Below are 19,771 nucleotides of genomic sequence, written 5' to 3'. Positions count from 1 at the left end.
GATGTAAAATCTGTCATTATGGATGCTCTAACTATTTTGTTATGGCATTGAATTGACCAAATTATAGAATCTAGTCTTATGCGTAAACAATATCACTTTCGCCAAGTTGGTGAAGACACTTATATTTGGGATGTGCATCATCTGGTTGAACTGAGCCGAGACTTCCCAATCCATGAAGTTCCATTATCTGATATACAAGAACTCAATGAAGCGTATTGGTTTCCAGATACTCATCCAACAACACAGCAAATGATTGAACATTTTCAACTGATACAACAGGCAGATCTAAGTTATCCAATTATTTTATCTGCTGACGGTAAAGTGATGGATGGTATGCATCGTGTGGCAAAAGCAAAATTACTCGATCATCTTACGATTAAAGCCGTCTGGTTTGAAATTACACCACCAGCAAATTTTATCAATATTGACGAGGATGATTTGGATTATGATGATTGAGCGGGCCATCCGAAGGATTTAAACATTCAAATAACTTTGCACACACATTACACAATATCAACGTGAAAACATTATTGTTTTAGAAATAGCTCGCATAGAGTAGAACAATGAATAATAGAAAATGATGGAGTGGGTATGCGTGTTGAGATTGAAGGTTTACAACAAGGTGCAATTGAAGTTGAGTTGCAACTACTCCCCAGAGTTGGGGAAGTTTTAAAAGTGATGTATGGTGCAGATGCAGAAGTTAAAGGTGAAGTAACAGCAGTTGAGCACTATATCAATCAACATGCAAATGAACATAAAGTGATACTCAGCATACGGCCCGTATTTTGATATAGATCAGCTAAAATGATTGAATGATGATTGGGTTGTTACGTGATTTAAAGTAGCTTATTTGGCTACTTTTTATTTTTAGAGAGTTCTTAAATCTATGAAACGCATCAATGTCGTGGGGACTTCTGCGTCAGGAAAAACAACATTTTCAATAAGATTAGCTCAAAAATTAAAGCTCACCTACATTGAATTGGATGATTTATTCTGGCTGGATGATTGGCAAGAGTCTACCGATACTGCATTTTTTCAGAAAATTCAGGCCAAACTAGATCAAGCTAAATCTGGTTTTGTCATAGACGGTAATTATACGCGAACTACGCATATCAAATGGCAAGATATCGATACCGTTATTTGCTTAGATATCCCTTTTTATATCAATCTTTACCAATCCATACAACGGGCTGTTCGCCGTGCTATTTTTAGAAACAGACTTTGGGAAAGTTCAAATAATCGTGAAAGTTTTAGTAAAATGTTTAGTCGTGATTCGATTATTTGGTGGATGATTAAAACGCATCAAAAAAATCGTCAGCAATATATAACAATGATAAATGATCCTCAATATTCACATATTCGATTTATCCATTTAAAATCGCGAAAGGATATTGATAAATTTTTAGCGTCTATTTGACGCGTTATAATTTAGCCCCCCCTAAAAGTTAACTTATCCTGCTATACCTTGTATTGATTGAATATATTTGTGTAGCTGATATCTTAAGTTACGCTACAGACAGCTGTGTTTTTACTTGGCATGCAAAGTGATAAAAATCTTGGATTGGGTGGGGTATGTGCAGTACTTTCCCCTGTTGCTGATATCCATGACATCGCGCGATAGATACAAACATATAAGATTAAACAATATAAAAAAGTTTTTTACCTAATTTTTTTAAGGGTATAAAGTTTGGTTTCGAGGTAAATCCCAATAAATGAGGATGATATGATTCGATTAGCTGTTTCTGGTGATGTTCAGCAGATTGCTGAAATACATGTGCAAAGCTGGAATGAAACCTATACAGGTATGATTAAGCAAGAAATTATAGAGCGCGAAAATATTGAAAAACGAATACAGCTTTGGCAACAGATTTTTTCGCATCAAGATTATCATGTATTGGTGTATGAACAAGATGGTCAAATTGTTGGTTTTTTAAGTGGTTATTTAAATACTTCGTATAATGTTGCTGAAATTAAAGCTTTTTATTTATTAAAGAAAATTCAAAAACAAGGTATTGGTCGTGAGATGTTTGAGCGCTTTTATCAATATGTACATGCTAAGCATTATCAATTTATTCGCTTGGGCGTGATCAATAAAAATCCAAACCGTCATTTCTATGAGAAATTAGGGGGAAATGTACTTGGAGAAGAGATTCTTTCTGATTATGGTGATGACATAACAGAAGTATCGTATCAGTGGGATATTAATCATAGGACAATAAAATGAGTGATTCTAAATTTTTAGCTGATTTACAAGAACAGGTAAAGAGTGGGCAAAAGTATAGTTATTTGTGTTTTTGGGGGCATAGTCAAAAGACTTCTGGAAAAATAGACAAGAGCTGTTTAAGTCAATGGTTTCCTGCAAAATTTGAAATTGATGGTGTCAATTATCAAAGTACAGAACAGTATATGATGGCGCAGAAAGCCAAACTATTTAATGATGAGGATATTTTTCAGAAAATTTTACAAACAGATGATCCTAAGAAAATAAAAGCATTAGGTCGTTTGGTCAAAAATTATCAAGATGAGATTTGGATTGCTCATCGTTATGAAATTGTGGTTCAAGGTAATTTGGCTAAGTTTTCTCAAGACAATGATCTTAAAGCGTTTCTACTGAGTACCTCAGATCAGATCATCGTTGAAGCCTCGCCTGTAGATCAAATTTGGGGGATTGGACTTGCAGCAGATCATGTTAATGTGACAAATCCAAACGCATGGCAAGGTTTAAATCTTTTGGGTTTTGCCTTAATGGAAGTAAGAAAGCAACTTTAATGTTGCTTTCTTTTTAAGATTCATTTTATCAAATAGATAAGACATTATAGTCCAAAATAATAAGCCGCAAGGCAGATTAAAATGGTCACAATAATTAATGCAAAAACACCAGTTTTACCTGGTTTATGCTCAGGATTTGCTTTGCTGTTAAACGCTTGGTGCTGCTCGGTTTTGATATTTTCATGCGTGTCAAAGGGCGAGGCAATTTGTTTTGGCGTTAAGCGTGCAGATTTATAATGATTTGCAACTTTAGCGATAAATTTTGATTTTAAATCTTCAACTTTTTGCAGGAAATGACGCAAATTCATTTGTTCTTCAGGGCTCATGATTTGCTCATTTTCATCATAGGGATGCTTTAATTTTGCAGAAATAAAACCCTCTAATGCATCGATACGACAGAAGGTTTCGTGTGCGTAATCAGCTTGATAATCAGTGGGTAACAGTGCAAGTTTAAGACTTGAATCCTCGGTCGTGTATAGCGTTTCATCTAATCCATAATACGGTAAATCTTTATTGACAGGTTCTGGAAAACCTTTGGCATATTGGGTATCAAACAATTCATTGTCTGTATAAATTTGAATATCATCCCAATTCGGTTGAACTAAATCTTGTTCAATCCGTTTAATCAATTTTGTATTGAGATCATAGCGCCAAAAAATCTCGGTACGCAAATTGGGACGTTGCTGCTCAGGCGCTTCGTAATCATTGTCTGCGCTATACCATTCCGCTAATTCTTTACCAAAAATCCATGCGGTTTTCTTTTGTTGATCATGGCTAACAATAAAGTGGGGAATGGCTAACAGTTCAACATTGGCATTTGGATTTTGTTCATCATTTAAAATGCTCGCGCTATGTAAGCTGAGTCGATACACGCCTTGTTTTTTTAGCCCTTCAAGCCAAATCTGAAAATGCTGTGCCAGTAGGTGCTGGTTGGTTAAATCACGGAAGCCAAAAGCATGCTGATTAAAAATGGCATGATTGACCCAACGAGAAAAACTGATCCCTTGAGTGAGATACTCATTGCCATAAGTGACGAGTGTAAGTTGACGTTTCCAGATTTGATCGAGTGCCATTTTTTATAGATCTCAGCGACATTAAATCCATTTTATACTTTTTATAAATCAAAGTTCTAGCATTTCAACAGGAATCAAACAGGGAAATATACAAATTATTTAGAATAAGTTGTGACTAATCGTATTTTTTGTAAAGCGGAAACTTCATTCAACTGCATAAAAACTGTTAGAATATAGAGTTATATTATTTTTCTAAAATATTGCTTTGAGAGTTACTATGTCACTGGAAGCCCTGACCACTGAAGCGCTCGCTGCGATTGCAGCAGCTCAAGACCTGACTACACTCGACCAAGTACGAGTGCAATTTACAGGGAAAAAAAGCCAGCTTGCGGAACAATCTAAGGCACTTGGCAAAATGGACCCTGAAGAGCGTAAAGTTCAGGGTGCTGCAATTCATGCAGTACGTGAAGCGATCAGTGCAGCGTTGACTGAACGCCAAACTGAATTACAGAAAGCTGAATTAGAATTAAAGCTAGCAAGTGAAACAATCGATATTACTTTGCCTGGACGTGGGCAAGCTGTAGGAAGTATTCATCCCGTTACTCAGGTTCAAGAACGTATTTGTCAATTCTTTACCAAAGCGGGTTTTACTGTTGCGACAGGGCCAGAAGTTGAAGATGATTATCACAACTTTGAAGCATTGAATATTCCAGGACATCATCCTGCACGTGCGATGCATGATACTTTTTACTTTGATGCAAACCATTTGCTACGCACCCATACCTCAGGTGTGCAAGTACGCACAATGGAAAACTCGCAACCACCGATTCGTATCGTTTGTCCGGGGCGTGTTTATCGCTGTGATTCAGATCAAACCCATTCTCCAATGTTCCATCAAATCGAAGGTTTATACGTTGCTGAAAATACCAGCTTCGCAGAATTAAAAGGTTTGTTGATTAATTTGCTAAATGAATTTTTTGAGAAAGATTTAAAAGTACGCTTCCGTCCGTCTTATTTCCCATTCACAGAGCCAAGTGCTGAGGTGGATATTATGGATGAGCGTGGTCGTTGGTTAGAAGTTTTGGGTTGCGGTATGGTGCATCCAAATGTTTTACAAGCTGCGGGTATTGATCCTGAAAAATATAAAGGCTTTGCATTTGGTCTTGGTGTAGAGCGTTTCGCAATGTTACGTTATGGCATCAATGATTTGCGTATGTTCTACCAAAACGATGTGCGTTTTTTACGCCAATTTGCTTAACAAATTTATACCTCTCCCTGACCTCTCCTAAAAGGAGAGGGGATGTCCAAGATAATGAGACGAAGGGTTCTGCCTCTTTTTAAAAGAGAGTCAGAGAGGAATTCATAGATATTGAATATAGGTTTTAGAAATGAAAATTAGCGAAAATTGGCTTCGCACATGGGTCAACCCTGCAATTGATAGCGATACCTTGTCTGATCAACTGACTATGTTGGGACTTGAGGTGGATGAACTGGTTCCCGCAGCTAAACCATTTACAGGTGTGGTGATTGGTGAGGTTTTAACTGTTGTACAGCATCCTGATGCAGATCGTTTACGTGTCACCACAGTGAATATTGGTTCGGGTGAACCTTTGCAAATCGTATGTGGCGCACCAAATGTACGTGCTGGAATGAAAGTGCCAGTTGCAACCATTGGTGCGGTGCTTCCGGGTGATTTTAAAATTAAAAAAGGCAAACTTCGTGGTGTTGAATCACAAGGAATGCTGTGTGGTGCTTCAGAAATTGACCTTGAAGATAAAATTGATGGCCTGTTAGAACTTCCTGCAGATGCACCTGTAGGCACAAATATTCGAGAATATTTAAATCTTGATGATCATGTGATTGATATCAGCATCACGCCAAACCGTGGTGACTGTTTCAGTATTCGTGGAGTGGCACGTGAAATTGGGGTAATTAACCAACTGCCTGTAACAGCACCTGAAATTCAAGAGGTTGCGGCTACGATTGCTGATCAGAAGCAAGTTGTTGTGACAACGGATGGTTGCCCTCGTTACTTAGGTCGTGTAATTAAAAATGTAAATACCAAAGCAGCTACGCCTGCATGGATGGAGCAAGCTTTAGCACGTTCAGGCATTCGTCAACACAGTATTCTTGTTGATATTACCAACTATGTGCTTATGGAACTTGGTCAACCGTTACATGCGTTTGATGGTGGTCAGGTTCAAGGTTCAGTGCATGTGCGTCAGGCAAGTGCAAATGAAAAGCTTGTTTTGTTAAATGAACAAGAAATTGAATTGGCCGAAGATGTTATGGTGATTGCAGATGATGTAAAAGCATTGGCGATTGCAGGCATCATGGGTGGTTTGTCCTCATCTGTAACAGATGAAACCACTGAGATTTTCCTTGAATCTGCATTCTTTGCACCATTACATATCGCAGGCCGTGCACGCCGTTATGGTTTGCATACAGATGCTTCACAACGCTATGAGCGTGGTGTGGACTTTGAATTGCCTATGATCGCAATGCAACGCGCTTCACAATTGATTCAAACTCTTGCAGGTGGTGATTTCGGTCCAATTACCGTATCTGAAAAAACTGAATTTTTGCCTAAACGTGAAGCAATTGAGTTGAATCAAGCACAAGTGGATCAATTGCTGGGTTATCAAGTTCCTACTGCATTTATTACAGATGCGCTGCAACGTTTAGGTTGTGATGTGACTGTAAAAGCTGAAGGTGAATGGACTGTTGTACCACCATCACATCGTTATGATATGGCAATTTATCAAGATTTAATTGAAGAAGTTGCGCGTATACATGGTTATGACAATATTCAAATTAGTCTGCCAGTGATTGATGTAAAACTTGCTAAACATCAGGATCAATTTGAACTGACTCAGTTACGTCAAACTTTAGTAACACTGGGTTATCAAGAGGCGATTAGTTTTAGTTTTGCAGATTTAAAACTTGAAAAACAATTGAATTCACAAGTAAATCCATTGGCGCTTACAAATCCGATTTCAAGTGATTTGGCGGTCATGCGTTCAACTTTACTTTCAAGCTTAATTCCGTGTGTTCAGTACAATATCAATCGTCAACAAAGTCGTGTGCGTTTCTTTGAGCTAGGGTTGCGTTTTGATTATCAAAACGCGAAAAGTATAGAAGATTTGAAACAGATTCCAACTTTGGCTATGATTGCTGTAGGATCAAAACAAATTGAATCTTGGCATGGAAAAGCTCAAGTTATGGATTTCTTTGATCTCAAAGGCGAGGTCGAAGAGATTTTAGCAGCTGGACGTGTTCACGTTGAATATGTTCGATCTGATCGTGAATGGTTACATCCAGGTCAGTCTGCGGAAATTCTTGTGGATGGGAAATCAGTAGGTTATTTAGGTCGTCTACATCCATCTTTGGAAAATGCACTGGATTTGAGCACAACTTGGATCGCAGAGCTCGACCAATCGGCTGTTTTGCAAACTTATGTATCTAATTTTACAGAATTATCACGATTTCCATCGGTTAGACGTGATATTGCGCTTGTAATTAGTGATAAGATTAATGTTAGTGAAATTCAGCAACTTATCGAAAAAACGGGTGGAGAGCTTTTAGACTCTACTTGGTTATTTGATGTGTATACAGGGCAAGGTGTTGAACAAGGTAAGCGCTCTTTGGCATTTGCATTGTTATGGCAACATCCATCACGTACACTCGAAGATGCTGAGATTAAATCCGGTATGGATCATATTATTCAAGTGTTAGAAGACACTTATCAAGCGACATTGAGGGCCTCATGACAGCATTAACAAAAGCAGAAATGGCTGATCATTTAAGTGAGCTTACGAGTTTAAACCGTCGTGAAGCAAAACAAATGGTCGAGTTGTTCTTTGACGAGATTAGCCAAGCATTAATTGCTGGCGAGCAAGTCAAACTTTCAGGTTTCGGAAATTTTGAACTACGTGACAAGCGTCAACGTCCAGGTCGAAATCCTAAAACTGGAGAAGAGATTCCAATCTCAGCACGTCGAGTTGTAACTTTCCGTGCAGGTCAAAAATTTAGACAACGTGTGGGTACAGAACAAGAAGATTAATCGGCAATTTGTGTGTCGTAAGATGAAAGCTCTGTAATCTAAAAGTTTTGTAAGATAAAAACCCTGGGTAATGTGCTTGGGGTTTTTTATTGCAAAAAATAAATACCATTCCACTTATGTGGGATAAATTTATTTTAAGAAAATTCTAAGTATCTTTATAAAAATGCAAATAAGTAAAATATTCTAGTGTTGCTTAAGATGATCTGAATACGCTTGCAATTTTAAAGGGCAATAACCAAAGTAGAATATAGTGGTGTGGTTTTGTGCTTATTAGATCAAAGGGGCTGTAGTGAAGGGCGATACAGCTTGTTTATGATGATTTAAACTTTAAGATAAAAAAGAAAACAAAAAAAGAGAACCTAAAAGGCTCTCTTTTCTTGATAATAATCTAAGCGATTATTAGTGAGCAGCTGAAGCAGCAGCTGAAGCATCAGCAGCAGCAACAGTAGCTTCAGAAGCAGCAGCAGTAGCAGCAGAAGCGTCAGCAGCAGCAGCGTCAACAGCAGCAGTAGCTTCAGAAGCAGCAGCTACAGCTTGAGAAGCAGCAGCATTTGAATCAGCAGCAGCTTCTTCAGTTTTTTTAGCACAACCAACGAAAGCTAAAGTAGTAGCAACTGCAGCAGCAATAGCGATTTTTTTGAATAACATGGCATCACTCTCATAAATTTAATTGAGACAAAAAACCCAAGTTAGCCTGTTTTTTGCTTTTTGCATGAGCAGTCTAACTGGTATGCGAATATGCTATCACTGCGCATTTTGAATTGCTACTGTTTATCTTAAAAAAACTGACCAAATTGATGAAAAAATGATGTTTTTTTAACAGTATTTTACAATCAAGTTGCGTTTTTAGATTGGTTTATTGATAAATAAGTTATTAATAAATATAAAAAATCTTAATGAATAATTTTTATATTCAAATATTTGCAATATCGTGTAACGTTGAAACTCGATGATTGTATATTTATGTAAATAATGTCAACCAAATAAAAAGGCTACTCTTAGAGTAGCCTTTTTAAGCATTTATTGAATTAGTTGGCAGCTTTGCGCTTCATTTGATCAAAGAAATCATCATTGGTTTTGGTTTCTTTCATGCGATCCAACAAGAATTCCATCGCCACTAATTCATCCATAGGATGAAGAAGTTTACGAAGAATCCATACTTTACGTAGGTTTTCTTCGCTCATGAGACGCTCTTCACGACGCGTGCCTGATTTTTTGATATTCATTGCTGGGAAGACGCGTTTTTCAGCAATACGGCGATCAAGGATGATTTCTTGGTTACCTGTACCTTTGAATTCTTCGTAGATCACTTCATCCATTTTACTGCCTGTTTCAATCAATGCAGTCGAAATAATGGTGAGAGAACCGCCTTCTTCGATATTACGTGCAGCACCAAAGAAACGTTTAGGACGTTCTAAGGCATGTGCATCAACACCACCGGTAAGTACCTTGCCTGATGAAGGAACAACAGTGTTATAAGCACGTGCTAAACGCGTGATTGAGTCAAGTAAGATCACAACATCTTTTTTGTGTTCTACCAGACGTTTGGCTTTTTCAATCACCATTTCAGCAACTTGAACATGGCGAGCAGGAGATTCATCAAAGGTTGATGCAACAACTTCACCACGCACAGTACGTTCCATTTCGGTCACTTCTTCAGGACGCTCGTCGATCAGAAGGACGATCAAGAAACATTCAGGATTGTTACGCACAATAGATTGGGCAATGTTCTGTAATAACATCGTTTTACCCGCTTTTGGCGGTGCTACGATAATTGAACGTTGGCCTTTACCGATGGGTGCAACCAAGTCCACGACACGCGCTGTCAAATCTTCAGAAGAACCATTACCCAGTTCCATAACCAATTGCTCAGTTGGGAAAAGTGGTGTGAGGTTTTCAAATAAAATTTTATTGCGTGAGTTTTCAGGGGTGTCATAGTTAATTTGATTAACTTTTAATAATGCAAAGTAACGTTCACCTTCTTTAGGTGGGCGAATCGTACCTGTAATCGTATCACCAGTTCGTAGATTAAAACGACGAATTTGTGAAGGACTAACATAGATATCATCCGGACCTGCAAGATAAGAACCTGCAGCGGAGCGTAAAAAGCCGAAACCATCAGACAAAATTTCAAGAACACCATCACCAAAAATTTCTTCGCCATTCATTGCATGGCGTTTGAGGATGGCAAAAATGATGTCTTGCTTACGGTTACGAGCCATTCCTTCAAGGCCCATAAACTCAGCAATTTTAATGAGTTCGCCGATCGGTTTTTTCTTGAGTTCAGTTAAATTCATAAATGGTCAGATTGAATAAGGATGTGTGGAACACAGATAAAGAGAAAAGAAGCAAAAGTCGCCAGCAGTGTAATAGGTGAGTTGAAATTGTATAGACACAAAAACAAACTCAGAATCTATGTAGTTCTTTCGAGGAGAAATATGTAAAACAATTTCTGTTGCCGAACGGCGATCTTATGTGTTGTCCTTTAAGAAACAGGAAGAGAATCCTAATGTTCCTTGAGCATGGAATATAAGTTAGATCAACAAGTTTGTCAAATTATAGTCGAAAAAAAATACGCTAGAAAATCAAGCGTATTTCTCATTTTCCTAGATTTATACAAATAATGTATAAATTCAGCAAATTAAATATTTTCTTCAATGAATGCAGTTAATTTAGATTTTGGCACTGCACCAATTTGTTGAGCAACAACTTCACCATTTTTAAACATCAATAATGCTGGAATGTTACGAATGTTGTAGTTGACCGCAGTTGCTTCACACGCAGTTACATCAACTTTAACGATTTTAACTTTACCTTCAAATTCAGTTGAAAGTACTTCAAGGACTGGTGCAATCGCTTTACACGGTGCACACCAGCCTGCCCAGAAATCTACGATTACAGGGATATCAGATTGAAGTACATCTGCATCAAAGTTGTCATCAGTGGTATTTACGATATTGCCAGACATGGATTTTGCTCCAAAATATTTTAAAGATGAATCTATCTATGGATATAAGTATTACATAGTCATCTTTAACAATGTAGGGGGATGCTTAAATTTTCATTCTAATTTGTGAGTTTGTCCAATTGATGCTCACGATATTTACAATCGGATCTTTAGAAAAACCAGTGAAACTGTCACATAATTGTCATATATGCTGAAAAAGTAATGACTCATCAAATTGTCTAAATAAATGGCTTTTAAAAAGCGTGTATGTGAATTAATCTAAGCAGCAATTCAGTATGAGTTTGTATAAATAATGTCTGATTTTTTGATTGATGAAGAATTACTTGCTGCGATTGATATGGGGTCAAATAGTTTCCATTTGGCAATTGCTCGTGTGGATCATGGTGAAGTTAAGAAAGTTGCTTCTATGTCAGAAAAGGTTCAGCTTGCAGCTGGATTAGATGAAAATAAAAACTTAACTGAAGCTGCACAGCAACGAGGCTTGGCTTGCTTAGCGCGTTTTGTTGGGCGTTTAAGTTCAGTACAGCCGACTCGACTCAGAATTGTTGCGACAAATGCGCTGCGTCAAGCGAAAAATGGGCATGAATTTATTCAAAAAGCAGCGGAGATCTTGCCAAAACCCATTGAAATTATTGCGGGACGAGAAGAAGCCCGACTCATTTACTTGGGTGTTTCACATACCATGGCCAATAGTGGTCGACGTCTGGTGATCGATATTGGCGGTGGATCTACTGAACTGATTATTGGTGAAGAGTTCGAGCCGATTCATACCGAATCTTTACAAATGGGCTGTGTTGCCTTTACTAAAGCCTATTTTGCTGATGGTGATATTAACAACAAAGCTTTTGATAAAGCTGTGGTTGCTGCGCGTAAAGAATTATCTTCGATTGCAAATACCTATAAAGCTGCTGGCTGGGATACTGTGGTCGGTTCTAGTGGAACCATCAAAGCATGTCGCCAAATTGCGGTCAATATGGGCTGGAGTGATGAGCAAGAGAATCTGACCCGCGAAGGTTTAGATAAATTAAAAGACAAATTGCTGAAATTTAAAAATATTTCAGATATGGAATTTGATGGATTAAAAGAAGATCGCCGAGCAGTATTACCTGCGGGTCTAGCGATCCTTTATGCTGTATTTGAAGTCTTGAATATTGATAAATTGGTATATTCAGATGGGGCATTACGTGAAGGTGTAATGTATGACTTGCTCGGACGTTTCCAACACGAAGATATTCGCGATCGTAGTGTACAGGCGATGATGGGACGCTATGGCGCAGATGCAAAACAAGCTGAGCGTGTGGTTGAAACAGCACAACATTTGTTTAATGCTGTGGCCAGCACGCTTAACTTAAACAGTGATGATAGTGATCTGTTGCGTCGAGCTGCTTATTTGCACGAGATGGGTTTAGCCATTAGTCATAGTGGTTATCAAAAGCACAGTGCTTACTTGTTACAACATTCAGACATCCCAGGTTTTTCACAAATTGATCAAAACCATTTGTCACATTTGGTCGCTCATCACCGTCGTAAATTACGCGTAGATGCCAAATTAGACGTGTTAAAAGTGGGCGGCAACAAGCTTGTGTACTTGTGCTTGTTGCTTCGTCTTGCCGTTTTACTAAATCATAGTCGTAGCGATGAGATGCTTCCTGCCATTGAATTGACGATAGAGAATGAGCAACAATGGCAACTCAGCGTTTCTGGTGATGCCAAACAATGGCCATTGCTGGTTGCAGATTTGCATGATGAGCAAGTGCAATTTAAGCATTGGGACATTGAATTGAATATTCAGTCGGAACAGTTTATCGATTAACTTAAAGGTTTGGTGATGATGGAATGATCAATCATTTCATATCACTTAAACCTAAACTTCCGATGCGTAATCCATCGGTGAATTAGGGATAATACTCGACTTATGAAAAATAAAGCTGCTCAATCTCAAGCTTGGAAAACGGTTCAAATTGCACGTCACCCTGAGCGTCCGCAATTTTTGGATTACGTAGGCGAAATCTTTACTGAATTTGATACCTTGCATGGTGATCGTTTATACGGTGATGATGGTGCAATGGTGGGTGGATTGGCCCGTTTTAACGGTCAGCCAGTAATGGTTGTGGGCCAACACCGTGGTCGTAGTACGCGTGAAAAATTACAGCATAACTTTGGGATGTGTAATCCTGAAGGATACAGAAAGTCTCAACGCTTACTGGATATGGCGGAACGCTTTAATCTTCCAGTGTTTACCTTTGTTGACACCATGGGAGCATACCCGGGTATTGGTGCTGAAGAGCGTGGTCAAGCAGAAGCAATTGCAACCAGCTTAGCGCAACTTTCAAGCCTTAAAGTGCCAGTCATTGCAACTGTTTTAGGTGAAGGTGGTTCTGGTGGTGCGTTGGGCATTGGTGTTGCAGATCGCGTTATTATGCTGTCACACAGTATTTACTCTGTGATTTCACCTGAAGGTTGTGCTTCTATTCTATGGAAAACTGCAGATAAAGCAGAACAAGCCAGTGAAGCACTTGCATTAACTGCTGACAAGCTCAAAGAAATTGGTATTGTTGAATATGTGGTTGATGAAGGTGAGGGTGCTCATTTACATCCTTTTGAGGTTATGGAAAAACTCAAGGATGTGTTAAAACAAGCGCTTGATGAATTACAGCCAATGACTGCGGAAGAACGATGCGAAGCACGTTATCAACGTTTAATGAAGTTTGGCAGCGACAATTTAGGTCTTGCTTCTTAAAACAGTATTCTCAATTTCCTGAAAATACCCGTTTCTTAATCGGATGTAGTGGTGGTATGGATTCCATGCTGTTGCTACATCTGATGGCACAACTTTTCCCCAAGCAAATTCGTGCAATTTATGTCAATCATCAACTGCAAAAAGTCAGTGATGCGTGGGCTGATTTTGTTGCTCAACAATGCACAGCGCTCAATATTCCTTATATTCTTCAGCCGGTTCAAGTCGCTCAAGGCAATCTTGAGAATCAAGCACGTCAAGCGCGTTATCAAGCCTATTTACAGCATATAGATGAAAATGAGGTATTGGTTCTCGCACATCATCAGCAAGATCAGGCTGAAACGTTAATGCTGCGTTTGCTATCAGGTGCGGGGGTTACAGGTCTATCTGCAATGCAATCCATCGATCAGCGCGATCAATTGCTGATTTGGCGGCCTTTACTCGATACTTCCCGTGAGCAGATTTGCCAATGGGTTGAGCAACTGAAAATCGATTATGTGGATGACCCTTCCAATTTAGATATACATTATGACCGTGCATGGTGTAGACATGAACTTTGGCATATTTTGCAAAGCCGCTATCCTAAAATGCAGCAAGCATTGGCACGTACCAGCTATTTAATGCAAGATGCTGATGAAATTCTCAATGAGGTGGTACAACAGGATTTAAAGTTCTGTGGTCATCCTACACAATTGGATTTAGCCAAATTGGCATCACTTTCCCCTGCTAGACAGCGGCAACTTTTATCGGTATGGATGAAAGGTGAGGGGACATATCGCCCAGCTTTGGACATGGTGCAAAGGCTACAAGATGAAGTAATTGAGTCTAAAACAGATGCGCAAGCTGCTTTACATTGGAATCATTTTTATTATTTACGTTATCAAAATCAGTTGTATCGAATTGAACAAAACCAATATTTAGCATCAAAATCTAAACAATTGCCTCAAGAACAGGAAGTTCAATTTCAGCTTCATCAACAACTACAATTCACATCTGGTGTGTTTCAGATTGAAAGCTCTAAAATGGGCCTGGCTTTTGCATTAATCAATCATAAGCTAACATTAAAGCCGCGTTTGGGTGGTGAAAAAATTCATCTTTATGGCAGAGTCGGTGCTTGGCCTTTGAAAAAAGCCATTCAAGAAGCACATATTTTTCCGTGGATGCGTCATACAATTCAAATATTAAGTGTAGATAATGTTATGCTTGGGGTGTTTACACCAAATGGTTTTTGGTTGGCGCAATCTGAATATTGTGAAGTGGGTGGATGGCAACCAAATTTAATCTCTGAGTTAAAAACTAAGGTCGAGCGTGATTCATGAGTGCAGCGTTAAATTGTAATATTACTTTCATTGGTGGTGGGAATATGGCACAAGCCCTAATCGGTGGCTTGTTGAGTCGTGGATTACCTGCAACACGTATTACAGTTTCTGACCCCTTTGAAAACATTCGACAATTGCTACAAGAAAAAGATGTTCATGTGACTGATGATAATATCGCAGCAATTAAAAATGCCGATATTGTTGTTTTTGCTGTAAAACCTCAAGTTTTGGGTGGGGTACTTAAACCATTAAAAGGTTTACTCGAAGATAAATTATTGATCTCGATCGTTGCTGGTGCTGAAATTAAAACGATTTCAGACTTAACCGGCAGTGAGCGTGTTGTTCGTGTTATGCCGAATACCCCTGCTTTGGTTCAAACTGGTGCACATGGTATGTTTGCGAAACCAGAGGTCAGTGCTAAAGACCGCGAATTGGCAACACAAGTACTTGCTGCGACAGGTTTAACGCTTTGGGTGAGTTCTGAAGCACAGATTGATGCTGTGACTGCTGTTTCTGGTTCTGGTCCTGCATATTTCTTCTATATGATGGAAAGCATGATCCGTGCTGGAAAAAATATGGGTTTGGATGAAAAAGTTGCAACTGCTTTAACTTTACAAACAGCACTTGGTGCAGCACAAATGGCAATTACCAGCTCAAATGCACCTTCAGAATTACGTAAAAATGTGACTTCTCCAAACGGCACTACACAAGCTGCTTTAGAAGTATTTGATCGTGCTCAAATTTCTCAAAATATTCAGACAGCTTTAGCTGCTGCGCAGAAGCGTAGTCAGGAACTGGCTCAAGAATTAAGTGACAGCATTAAATAATTATTGATTTTTAGGAACGTTCCAGTATGGGTGCAAATTCTGCGCAAATTTTTGGCATTATTATTAACGTAGCGATTTTGCTCGTATTCTTTCGTTTTTTAATGCAATTGGCCATGGTGAGTCCATACAATCCAGTGGTGATGTCGACAGTTAAAGCGACAAAAATTGTGGATATGTTTGGGCGAATTTTTCCGCCTTTGGCCAAAGGGCGAGTAAATACAGCTGCATTAGTTTTGCTAGTGGTGTTATATCTGCTTAAAATTTTTGGAATGATGTACTTGCAAGGTGCAATACCCAATAGTCCTGTGCATTTGATCATTTTAACTTTTGTTACCATGATCCAAGACCTGATTCGTTTTTGTCGCTATTTAATTTTTGCGACCATTATTCTCAGTTGGGTGGTGATGTTTACCCAGTCAAGATCACCTTATATTGAAGTGATTCAAGAGCTTGCTGAACCGTTATTGGCCCCGTTCCGCCGTATCATGCCAAATATGGGAATGATTGATCTTTCTCCAATTTTAGCGATTTTGGCATTGATCATTGCTGAAAAAGTTATGGATTATGCTGCGATTGCATTGTTAACAGGTCTTTAATTTACCAGTTTAAATAGCAAAAGGACTCAATCGAGTCCTTTTTTTGTGAGATAAAGCAAATGGTGATCTAAGTGGGTTATTAGTAAACTTTAAATGGTAAAAAATAGAATCATATGAAAATTGAAACCAATAATTTAAATGCAGAGTTTTATTTGGCTTCGCTCGCTTTGGGTGTTTTAGAGGCAATGAAACTGGGGGCTGTTCAGCCAGAAGTCGGGATATGGTCATTAGGAAGATTACAAGGTTTACATCAGTTTGAGCATTCATTAGTTCTCTCTGAAGATTTGAAGTATGTGATTGGTTGTTTTGATGAAATTGATGTGTGGTCGAGTTTAGATCCTAAAAATGGTTTAGAAAAACAACAAACCATGATTGAAGAGTTAAAGGTGCTATGTCTGAATATTTTAAGAAATTTAAGCTACAAAGAAATTTAAGCTACAAAGAAATGAGTTTAACAATCACATTATCAATGGAAGAGCATGATTTAGATTAGAGTTTTTGATAATTTAGCTATATTTATGGCAAATATGTTGGATATTTAAATATAGTGATTTGAAAAATATTAGTATTTAGTTGGGATGACAGATATTTAAAAAATATCTGTCATCCCAATTTTCTTCCTAGACGGACTGGGAATGTTGTAAAGGCTTAATGTGCTTCACCCCAATTCTTGCCTTGACCGACTTCAACAACTAACGGTACTGATAAGGTAACGACTTTTTGCATCACATCTTTAATCTGTGCAGCCAATTGATCTGCAATAGCCTCATCAACTTCAAACACCAATTCATCGTGTACTTGAAGTAAAAGTTTGGCTTGGTCTTGAGGTAAGATTTTATTGACTTCAATCATCGCCATTTTAATGATTTCAGCCGCAGAGCCTTGAAGTGGTGCATTAATTGCAGCACGTTCCGCACCTTTACGCACCATCATATTTCGAGCGTCAATATCTGGTGTATATAAACGACGACCTGTAATAGTTTCTACAAAACCTTGTTCCAATGCCACTTGGCGGGTACGTTGCATATACTCATAAATACCCGGATAACGGTGGAAGTATTGCTTAATATAGTTTTGCGATTCTTCACGAGTAAAGCCCAGTTGACGAATCAAACCAAACTCAGACATACCGTACAATAAACCAAAGTTAACGGCTTTGGCTTGGCGGCGTTGATCAGAGCTCACATTTTCCAGCGCGACACCCAAGACCTCAGATGCTGTACGACGGTGTACATCTTGCCCATTTTGAAAGGCATCAACCAAAGCATCATCTTGTGAGAAATGCGCCATTAAACGTAATTCAATTTGTGAGTAATCGGCTGCCAAAAGTACACGACCTTGAGGTGCAATAAAGGCTTTACGAATCTGACGACCAATTTCTTCACGTATCGGAATGTTCTGTAGATTTGGATCGGTTGAAGACAAGCGTCCCGTTGCTGTTAAGGCTTGATGGTAACTGGTATGTACGCGATGGGTATCGGGATTGGCTTGTTTGACTAAGGCTTCGGTATAGGTACTTCTAAGCTTGGTTAAACCACGATACTCAATGATCAGTTCAGTAATTGGATGATCGATTTTTTCTAAAACCGCTTCAGAGGTACTGTATTGTCCAGTTGCAGTTTTTTTGCCACCTTTTAAACCTAATTTTTCAAATAAAACTTCACCGACTTGTTTGGGTGAACCGACATTAAAAGATTCGCCAGCGATTTCGATAATTTGATTTTCAAGATTTTGAATGGTATTGGCAAAGTCCACACTGAGCTGATCCAAGAAGCTTAGATCAAGTTCAATCCCATTTTCTTCCATGGTCGCCAAAACACTGGCTACTGGCATTTCAATGTGATGTAAGATATTGATCAGTTCAGGAATTTCTTTTAGCTTACGTTCCAAAACTTCATAAAGGCGGTAGGTGACATGCGCATCTTCTGCTGCATAATGTCCAGCGGTTTCAATCTCGATTTGATTAAAGGTCTTTTGTTTTGCACCTTTACCAGCAACCTGTTCAAAAGTCGTGGTCAAATGGCTCAGATAAACACGTGCAACATCATCCATACCATGGCGTGTTGTCACTGCATTCAAGACATAAGAGGCCAGCATGGTGTCAAAGTACCAGCCTTGTAAATGGATATCGTGATTTTCAAAAATATGCGCATCATATTTTAAATGATGTCCAATTTTTTCAACACTTGGATCTTCAAGAATCGGTTTGATCTGCTGAATAATTGCATCACGATTGAGTTGCTCAGGTGCACCTTCGTAATCATGTGCCAAAGGGATGTAATAAGCATCGTTGGCATCAAAAGCCACTGAAAAACCGACCATTTCAGCGATACGGTAATCTAAACTTGTGGTTTCAGTGTCAATTGCAAAACGTTTTTCTGTGCTTAAGCGCTGGAAGAGCTTATCCCATGCTTCTTGACTTAAAACAGTATGATAAGTGGCTTCACCAAGGCGGTCATCAACACTCGAACTTGTTGCTTGATCTGTAATTTCATTTTCAACAGGCTGCTCAGTTTTGCCAATACTTTGAGTTGTTTGTTTATAGGCTGAGCTATTTGGATTGTTTGGATGATCTAGCGATTGTAATTGATTACGGAATTCAAGTTCAGTATACAAGTTGCGTAATGCTTCGACATCAGGTTCACACAGCTTTAAATCATCATAGCTCAAGCTTAAATCGAGATCGATAACAATACTTGCCAATTGATGATCAAGTGCAATCCCTTCAACATTGTCTTTTAAACTTTGTCCAACTTTACCTTTGATATTGTCAACATTTTCTAAAATGCCAGCAATCGTACCATATTCATTTAACAGCTTAGCAGCCGTTTTTGCACCAACACCAGGTACACCACGAATACCATCAGAGGCATCACCCATCAAGGTTAAATAATCAATAATTTGATCTGGACGAACGCCAAATTTTTCGATTACACCATCGACATCCATCGGTTTGTCTTTAAAACTGTCTTCGAGGGTCACTTTATCCGTGACCAACTGAGCCATGTCTTTATCACCCGTAGAAATCAAAACTTGATGACCGGCTTTTTCAGCACGTTTTGCCAAGGTTCCAATGATGTCATCCGCTTCAGCACCTGGAAGCGTATGTAATGGAATACCTAAAGCTCGAATCAAGGCATGCAAATAAGGGATTTGTTGTGACAATTCTTCTGGCATGCTTGGGCGGTCACCTTTATATATTGGTGACAGTACATGGCGAAAAGTCGGTTCAGGCGTATCAAAAATAACCGCCATATGTGTCGGTTGCACACGACGCATCAGTTTTTGAATTGCAGAAATTGCCCCACGAATCGCATTGGTCTGTAATCCAGTTGATGTGGTTAAAGGTGGGAGTGCATGAAAAGCACGAAATAAAAAGTATGACCCATCGACCAATACAAATGGTGGCATTGATATTTTCCTAATTCAAATAACCGCTTTATTGTACGTGATTTTTTGCGCTTGCGAAGATGCAACAG

Annotated in this window: 19 protein-coding genes; 14 read left to right on the top strand and 5 right to left on the bottom strand. The window is 38.8% G+C overall.

All coding sequences use genetic code 11. The features are described from left to right. The first annotated feature begins 78 nt into the window (after positions 1-78). From CQZ96_RS10350 to CQZ96_RS10330, 5 genes are all read left to right on the top strand, one after another. A complete protein-coding gene (locus tag CQZ96_RS10350) occupies positions 79-456 on the top strand; it encodes a hypothetical protein (RefSeq protein WP_105713307.1) in 378 nt (125 codons plus the stop codon). Positions 457-591: 135 nt separating this feature from the next. After that, the gene (locus CQZ96_RS10345; protein WP_004723056.1) at positions 592-789 is read left to right on the top strand and encodes a hypothetical protein; all 198 of its coding nucleotides are present in this window, start codon (positions 592-594) and stop codon (positions 787-789) included. A 97-nt stretch (positions 790-886) separates the two neighbouring features. Beyond that, positions 887-1,417 carry an adenylate kinase gene (locus tag CQZ96_RS10340; protein WP_105713306.1) on the top strand — a complete coding sequence of 177 codons (531 nt, stop codon included), beginning with the start codon at positions 887-889 and terminating at the stop codon, positions 1,415-1,417. 306 nt (positions 1,418-1,723) lie between these two features. Continuing rightward, complete coding sequence (locus CQZ96_RS10335) at positions 1,724-2,224, top strand: GNAT family N-acetyltransferase (protein ID WP_105713305.1); 501 nt, start codon at positions 1,724-1,726, stop codon at positions 2,222-2,224. Beyond that, the gene (locus CQZ96_RS10330) at positions 2,221-2,769 is read left to right on the top strand and encodes an NADAR family protein (protein ID WP_105713304.1); all 549 of its coding nucleotides are present in this window, start codon (positions 2,221-2,223) and stop codon (positions 2,767-2,769) included. The genes CQZ96_RS10335 and CQZ96_RS10330 overlap by 4 nt, the downstream gene beginning before the upstream one ends. Positions 2,770-2,813: 44 nt before the next feature. On the opposite strand, the gene CQZ96_RS10325 is transcribed toward CQZ96_RS10330, so the two are convergent. Then, a complete protein-coding gene (locus tag CQZ96_RS10325) occupies positions 2,814-3,842 on the bottom strand; it encodes a hypothetical protein (RefSeq protein WP_105713303.1) in 1,029 nt (342 codons plus the stop codon). 217 nt (positions 3,843-4,059) lie between these two features. Between CQZ96_RS10325 and pheS the strand changes: the two genes are divergently transcribed. From pheS to CQZ96_RS10310, 3 genes are all read left to right on the top strand, one after another. Further along, positions 4,060-5,040, top strand: coding sequence for a phenylalanine--tRNA ligase subunit alpha (pheS, locus tag CQZ96_RS10320; protein WP_004723046.1), 981 nt, complete (start codon positions 4,060-4,062; stop codon positions 5,038-5,040). A gap of 130 nt (positions 5,041-5,170) precedes the next feature. Further along, positions 5,171-7,552, top strand: a complete 2,382-nt coding sequence (gene pheT, locus CQZ96_RS10315; RefSeq protein WP_105713302.1) for a phenylalanine--tRNA ligase subunit beta — start codon at positions 5,171-5,173, stop codon at positions 7,550-7,552. Continuing rightward, on the top strand, positions 7,549-7,845 hold the full coding sequence (locus CQZ96_RS10310; protein WP_004723042.1) for an integration host factor subunit alpha: 297 nt from the start codon (positions 7,549-7,551) through the stop codon (positions 7,843-7,845). The genes pheT and CQZ96_RS10310 overlap by 4 nt, the downstream gene beginning before the upstream one ends. A 399-nt stretch (positions 7,846-8,244) precedes the next feature. On the opposite strand, the gene CQZ96_RS10305 is transcribed toward CQZ96_RS10310, so the two are convergent. The 3 genes from CQZ96_RS10305 to trxA form a co-directional block, all read right to left on the bottom strand. After that, a complete protein-coding gene (locus CQZ96_RS10305) occupies positions 8,245-8,493 on the bottom strand; it encodes a hypothetical protein (protein ID WP_056514861.1) in 249 nt (82 codons plus the stop codon). A 380-nt stretch (positions 8,494-8,873) separates the two neighbouring features. Continuing rightward, positions 8,874-10,142: a transcription termination factor Rho gene (rho, locus tag CQZ96_RS10300; protein ID WP_004723038.1), complete on the bottom strand. Its 1,269-nt coding sequence runs from the start codon at positions 10,140-10,142 to the stop codon at positions 8,874-8,876. A gap of 344 nt (positions 10,143-10,486) precedes the next feature. Continuing rightward, the gene (gene trxA / locus CQZ96_RS10295; protein ID WP_004723035.1) at positions 10,487-10,813 is read right to left on the bottom strand and encodes a thioredoxin; all 327 of its coding nucleotides are present in this window, start codon (positions 10,811-10,813) and stop codon (positions 10,487-10,489) included. Positions 10,814-11,105: 292 nt separating this feature from the next. On the opposite strand from trxA, the gene ppx reads away from it, so the two are divergent. The 6 genes from ppx to CQZ96_RS10265 all read left to right on the top strand — a co-directional run bounded on the left by ppx (position 11,106) and on the right by CQZ96_RS10265 (position 16,726). Next, complete coding sequence (gene ppx, locus CQZ96_RS10290; RefSeq protein WP_105713301.1) at positions 11,106-12,626, top strand: exopolyphosphatase; 1,521 nt, start codon at positions 11,106-11,108, stop codon at positions 12,624-12,626. 102 nt (positions 12,627-12,728) lie between these two features. Continuing rightward, positions 12,729-13,553 (top strand): acetyl-CoA carboxylase carboxyltransferase subunit alpha, encoded by an 825-nt coding sequence (locus CQZ96_RS10285; RefSeq protein ID WP_004819131.1) that lies wholly within the window; start codon positions 12,729-12,731, stop codon positions 13,551-13,553. After that, a complete protein-coding gene (gene tilS / locus CQZ96_RS10280; protein WP_105713300.1) occupies positions 13,490-14,869 on the top strand; it encodes a tRNA lysidine(34) synthetase TilS in 1,380 nt (459 codons plus the stop codon). The genes CQZ96_RS10285 and tilS overlap by 64 nt, the downstream gene beginning before the upstream one ends. Further along, positions 14,866-15,696, top strand: coding sequence for a pyrroline-5-carboxylate reductase (gene proC, locus CQZ96_RS10275; RefSeq protein WP_004819135.1), 831 nt, complete (start codon positions 14,866-14,868; stop codon positions 15,694-15,696). The genes tilS and proC overlap by 4 nt, the downstream gene beginning before the upstream one ends. Before the next feature lie 26 nt (positions 15,697-15,722). Beyond that, positions 15,723-16,292: a YggT family protein gene (locus tag CQZ96_RS10270; protein WP_004723028.1), complete on the top strand. Its 570-nt coding sequence runs from the start codon at positions 15,723-15,725 to the stop codon at positions 16,290-16,292. Positions 16,293-16,405: 113 nt separating this feature from the next. After that, complete coding sequence (locus CQZ96_RS10265; protein ID WP_105713299.1) at positions 16,406-16,726, top strand: hypothetical protein; 321 nt, start codon at positions 16,406-16,408, stop codon at positions 16,724-16,726. 214 nt (positions 16,727-16,940) lie between these two features. On the opposite strand, the gene polA is transcribed toward CQZ96_RS10265, so the two are convergent. Next, the gene (polA, locus tag CQZ96_RS10260; RefSeq protein WP_105713298.1) at positions 16,941-19,703 is read right to left on the bottom strand and encodes a DNA polymerase I; all 2,763 of its coding nucleotides are present in this window, start codon (positions 19,701-19,703) and stop codon (positions 16,941-16,943) included. Positions 19,704-19,771: the final 68 nt, after the last annotated feature.

It is taken from the genome of Acinetobacter sp. MYb10 (assembly GCF_002980175.2).
Taxonomy (GTDB): Bacteria; Pseudomonadota; Gammaproteobacteria; order Pseudomonadales; family Moraxellaceae; genus Acinetobacter; species Acinetobacter guillouiae.
Note: the sequence above shows the minus strand (reverse complement) of the source record. Positions and strands in the feature narration are given on the sequence as shown.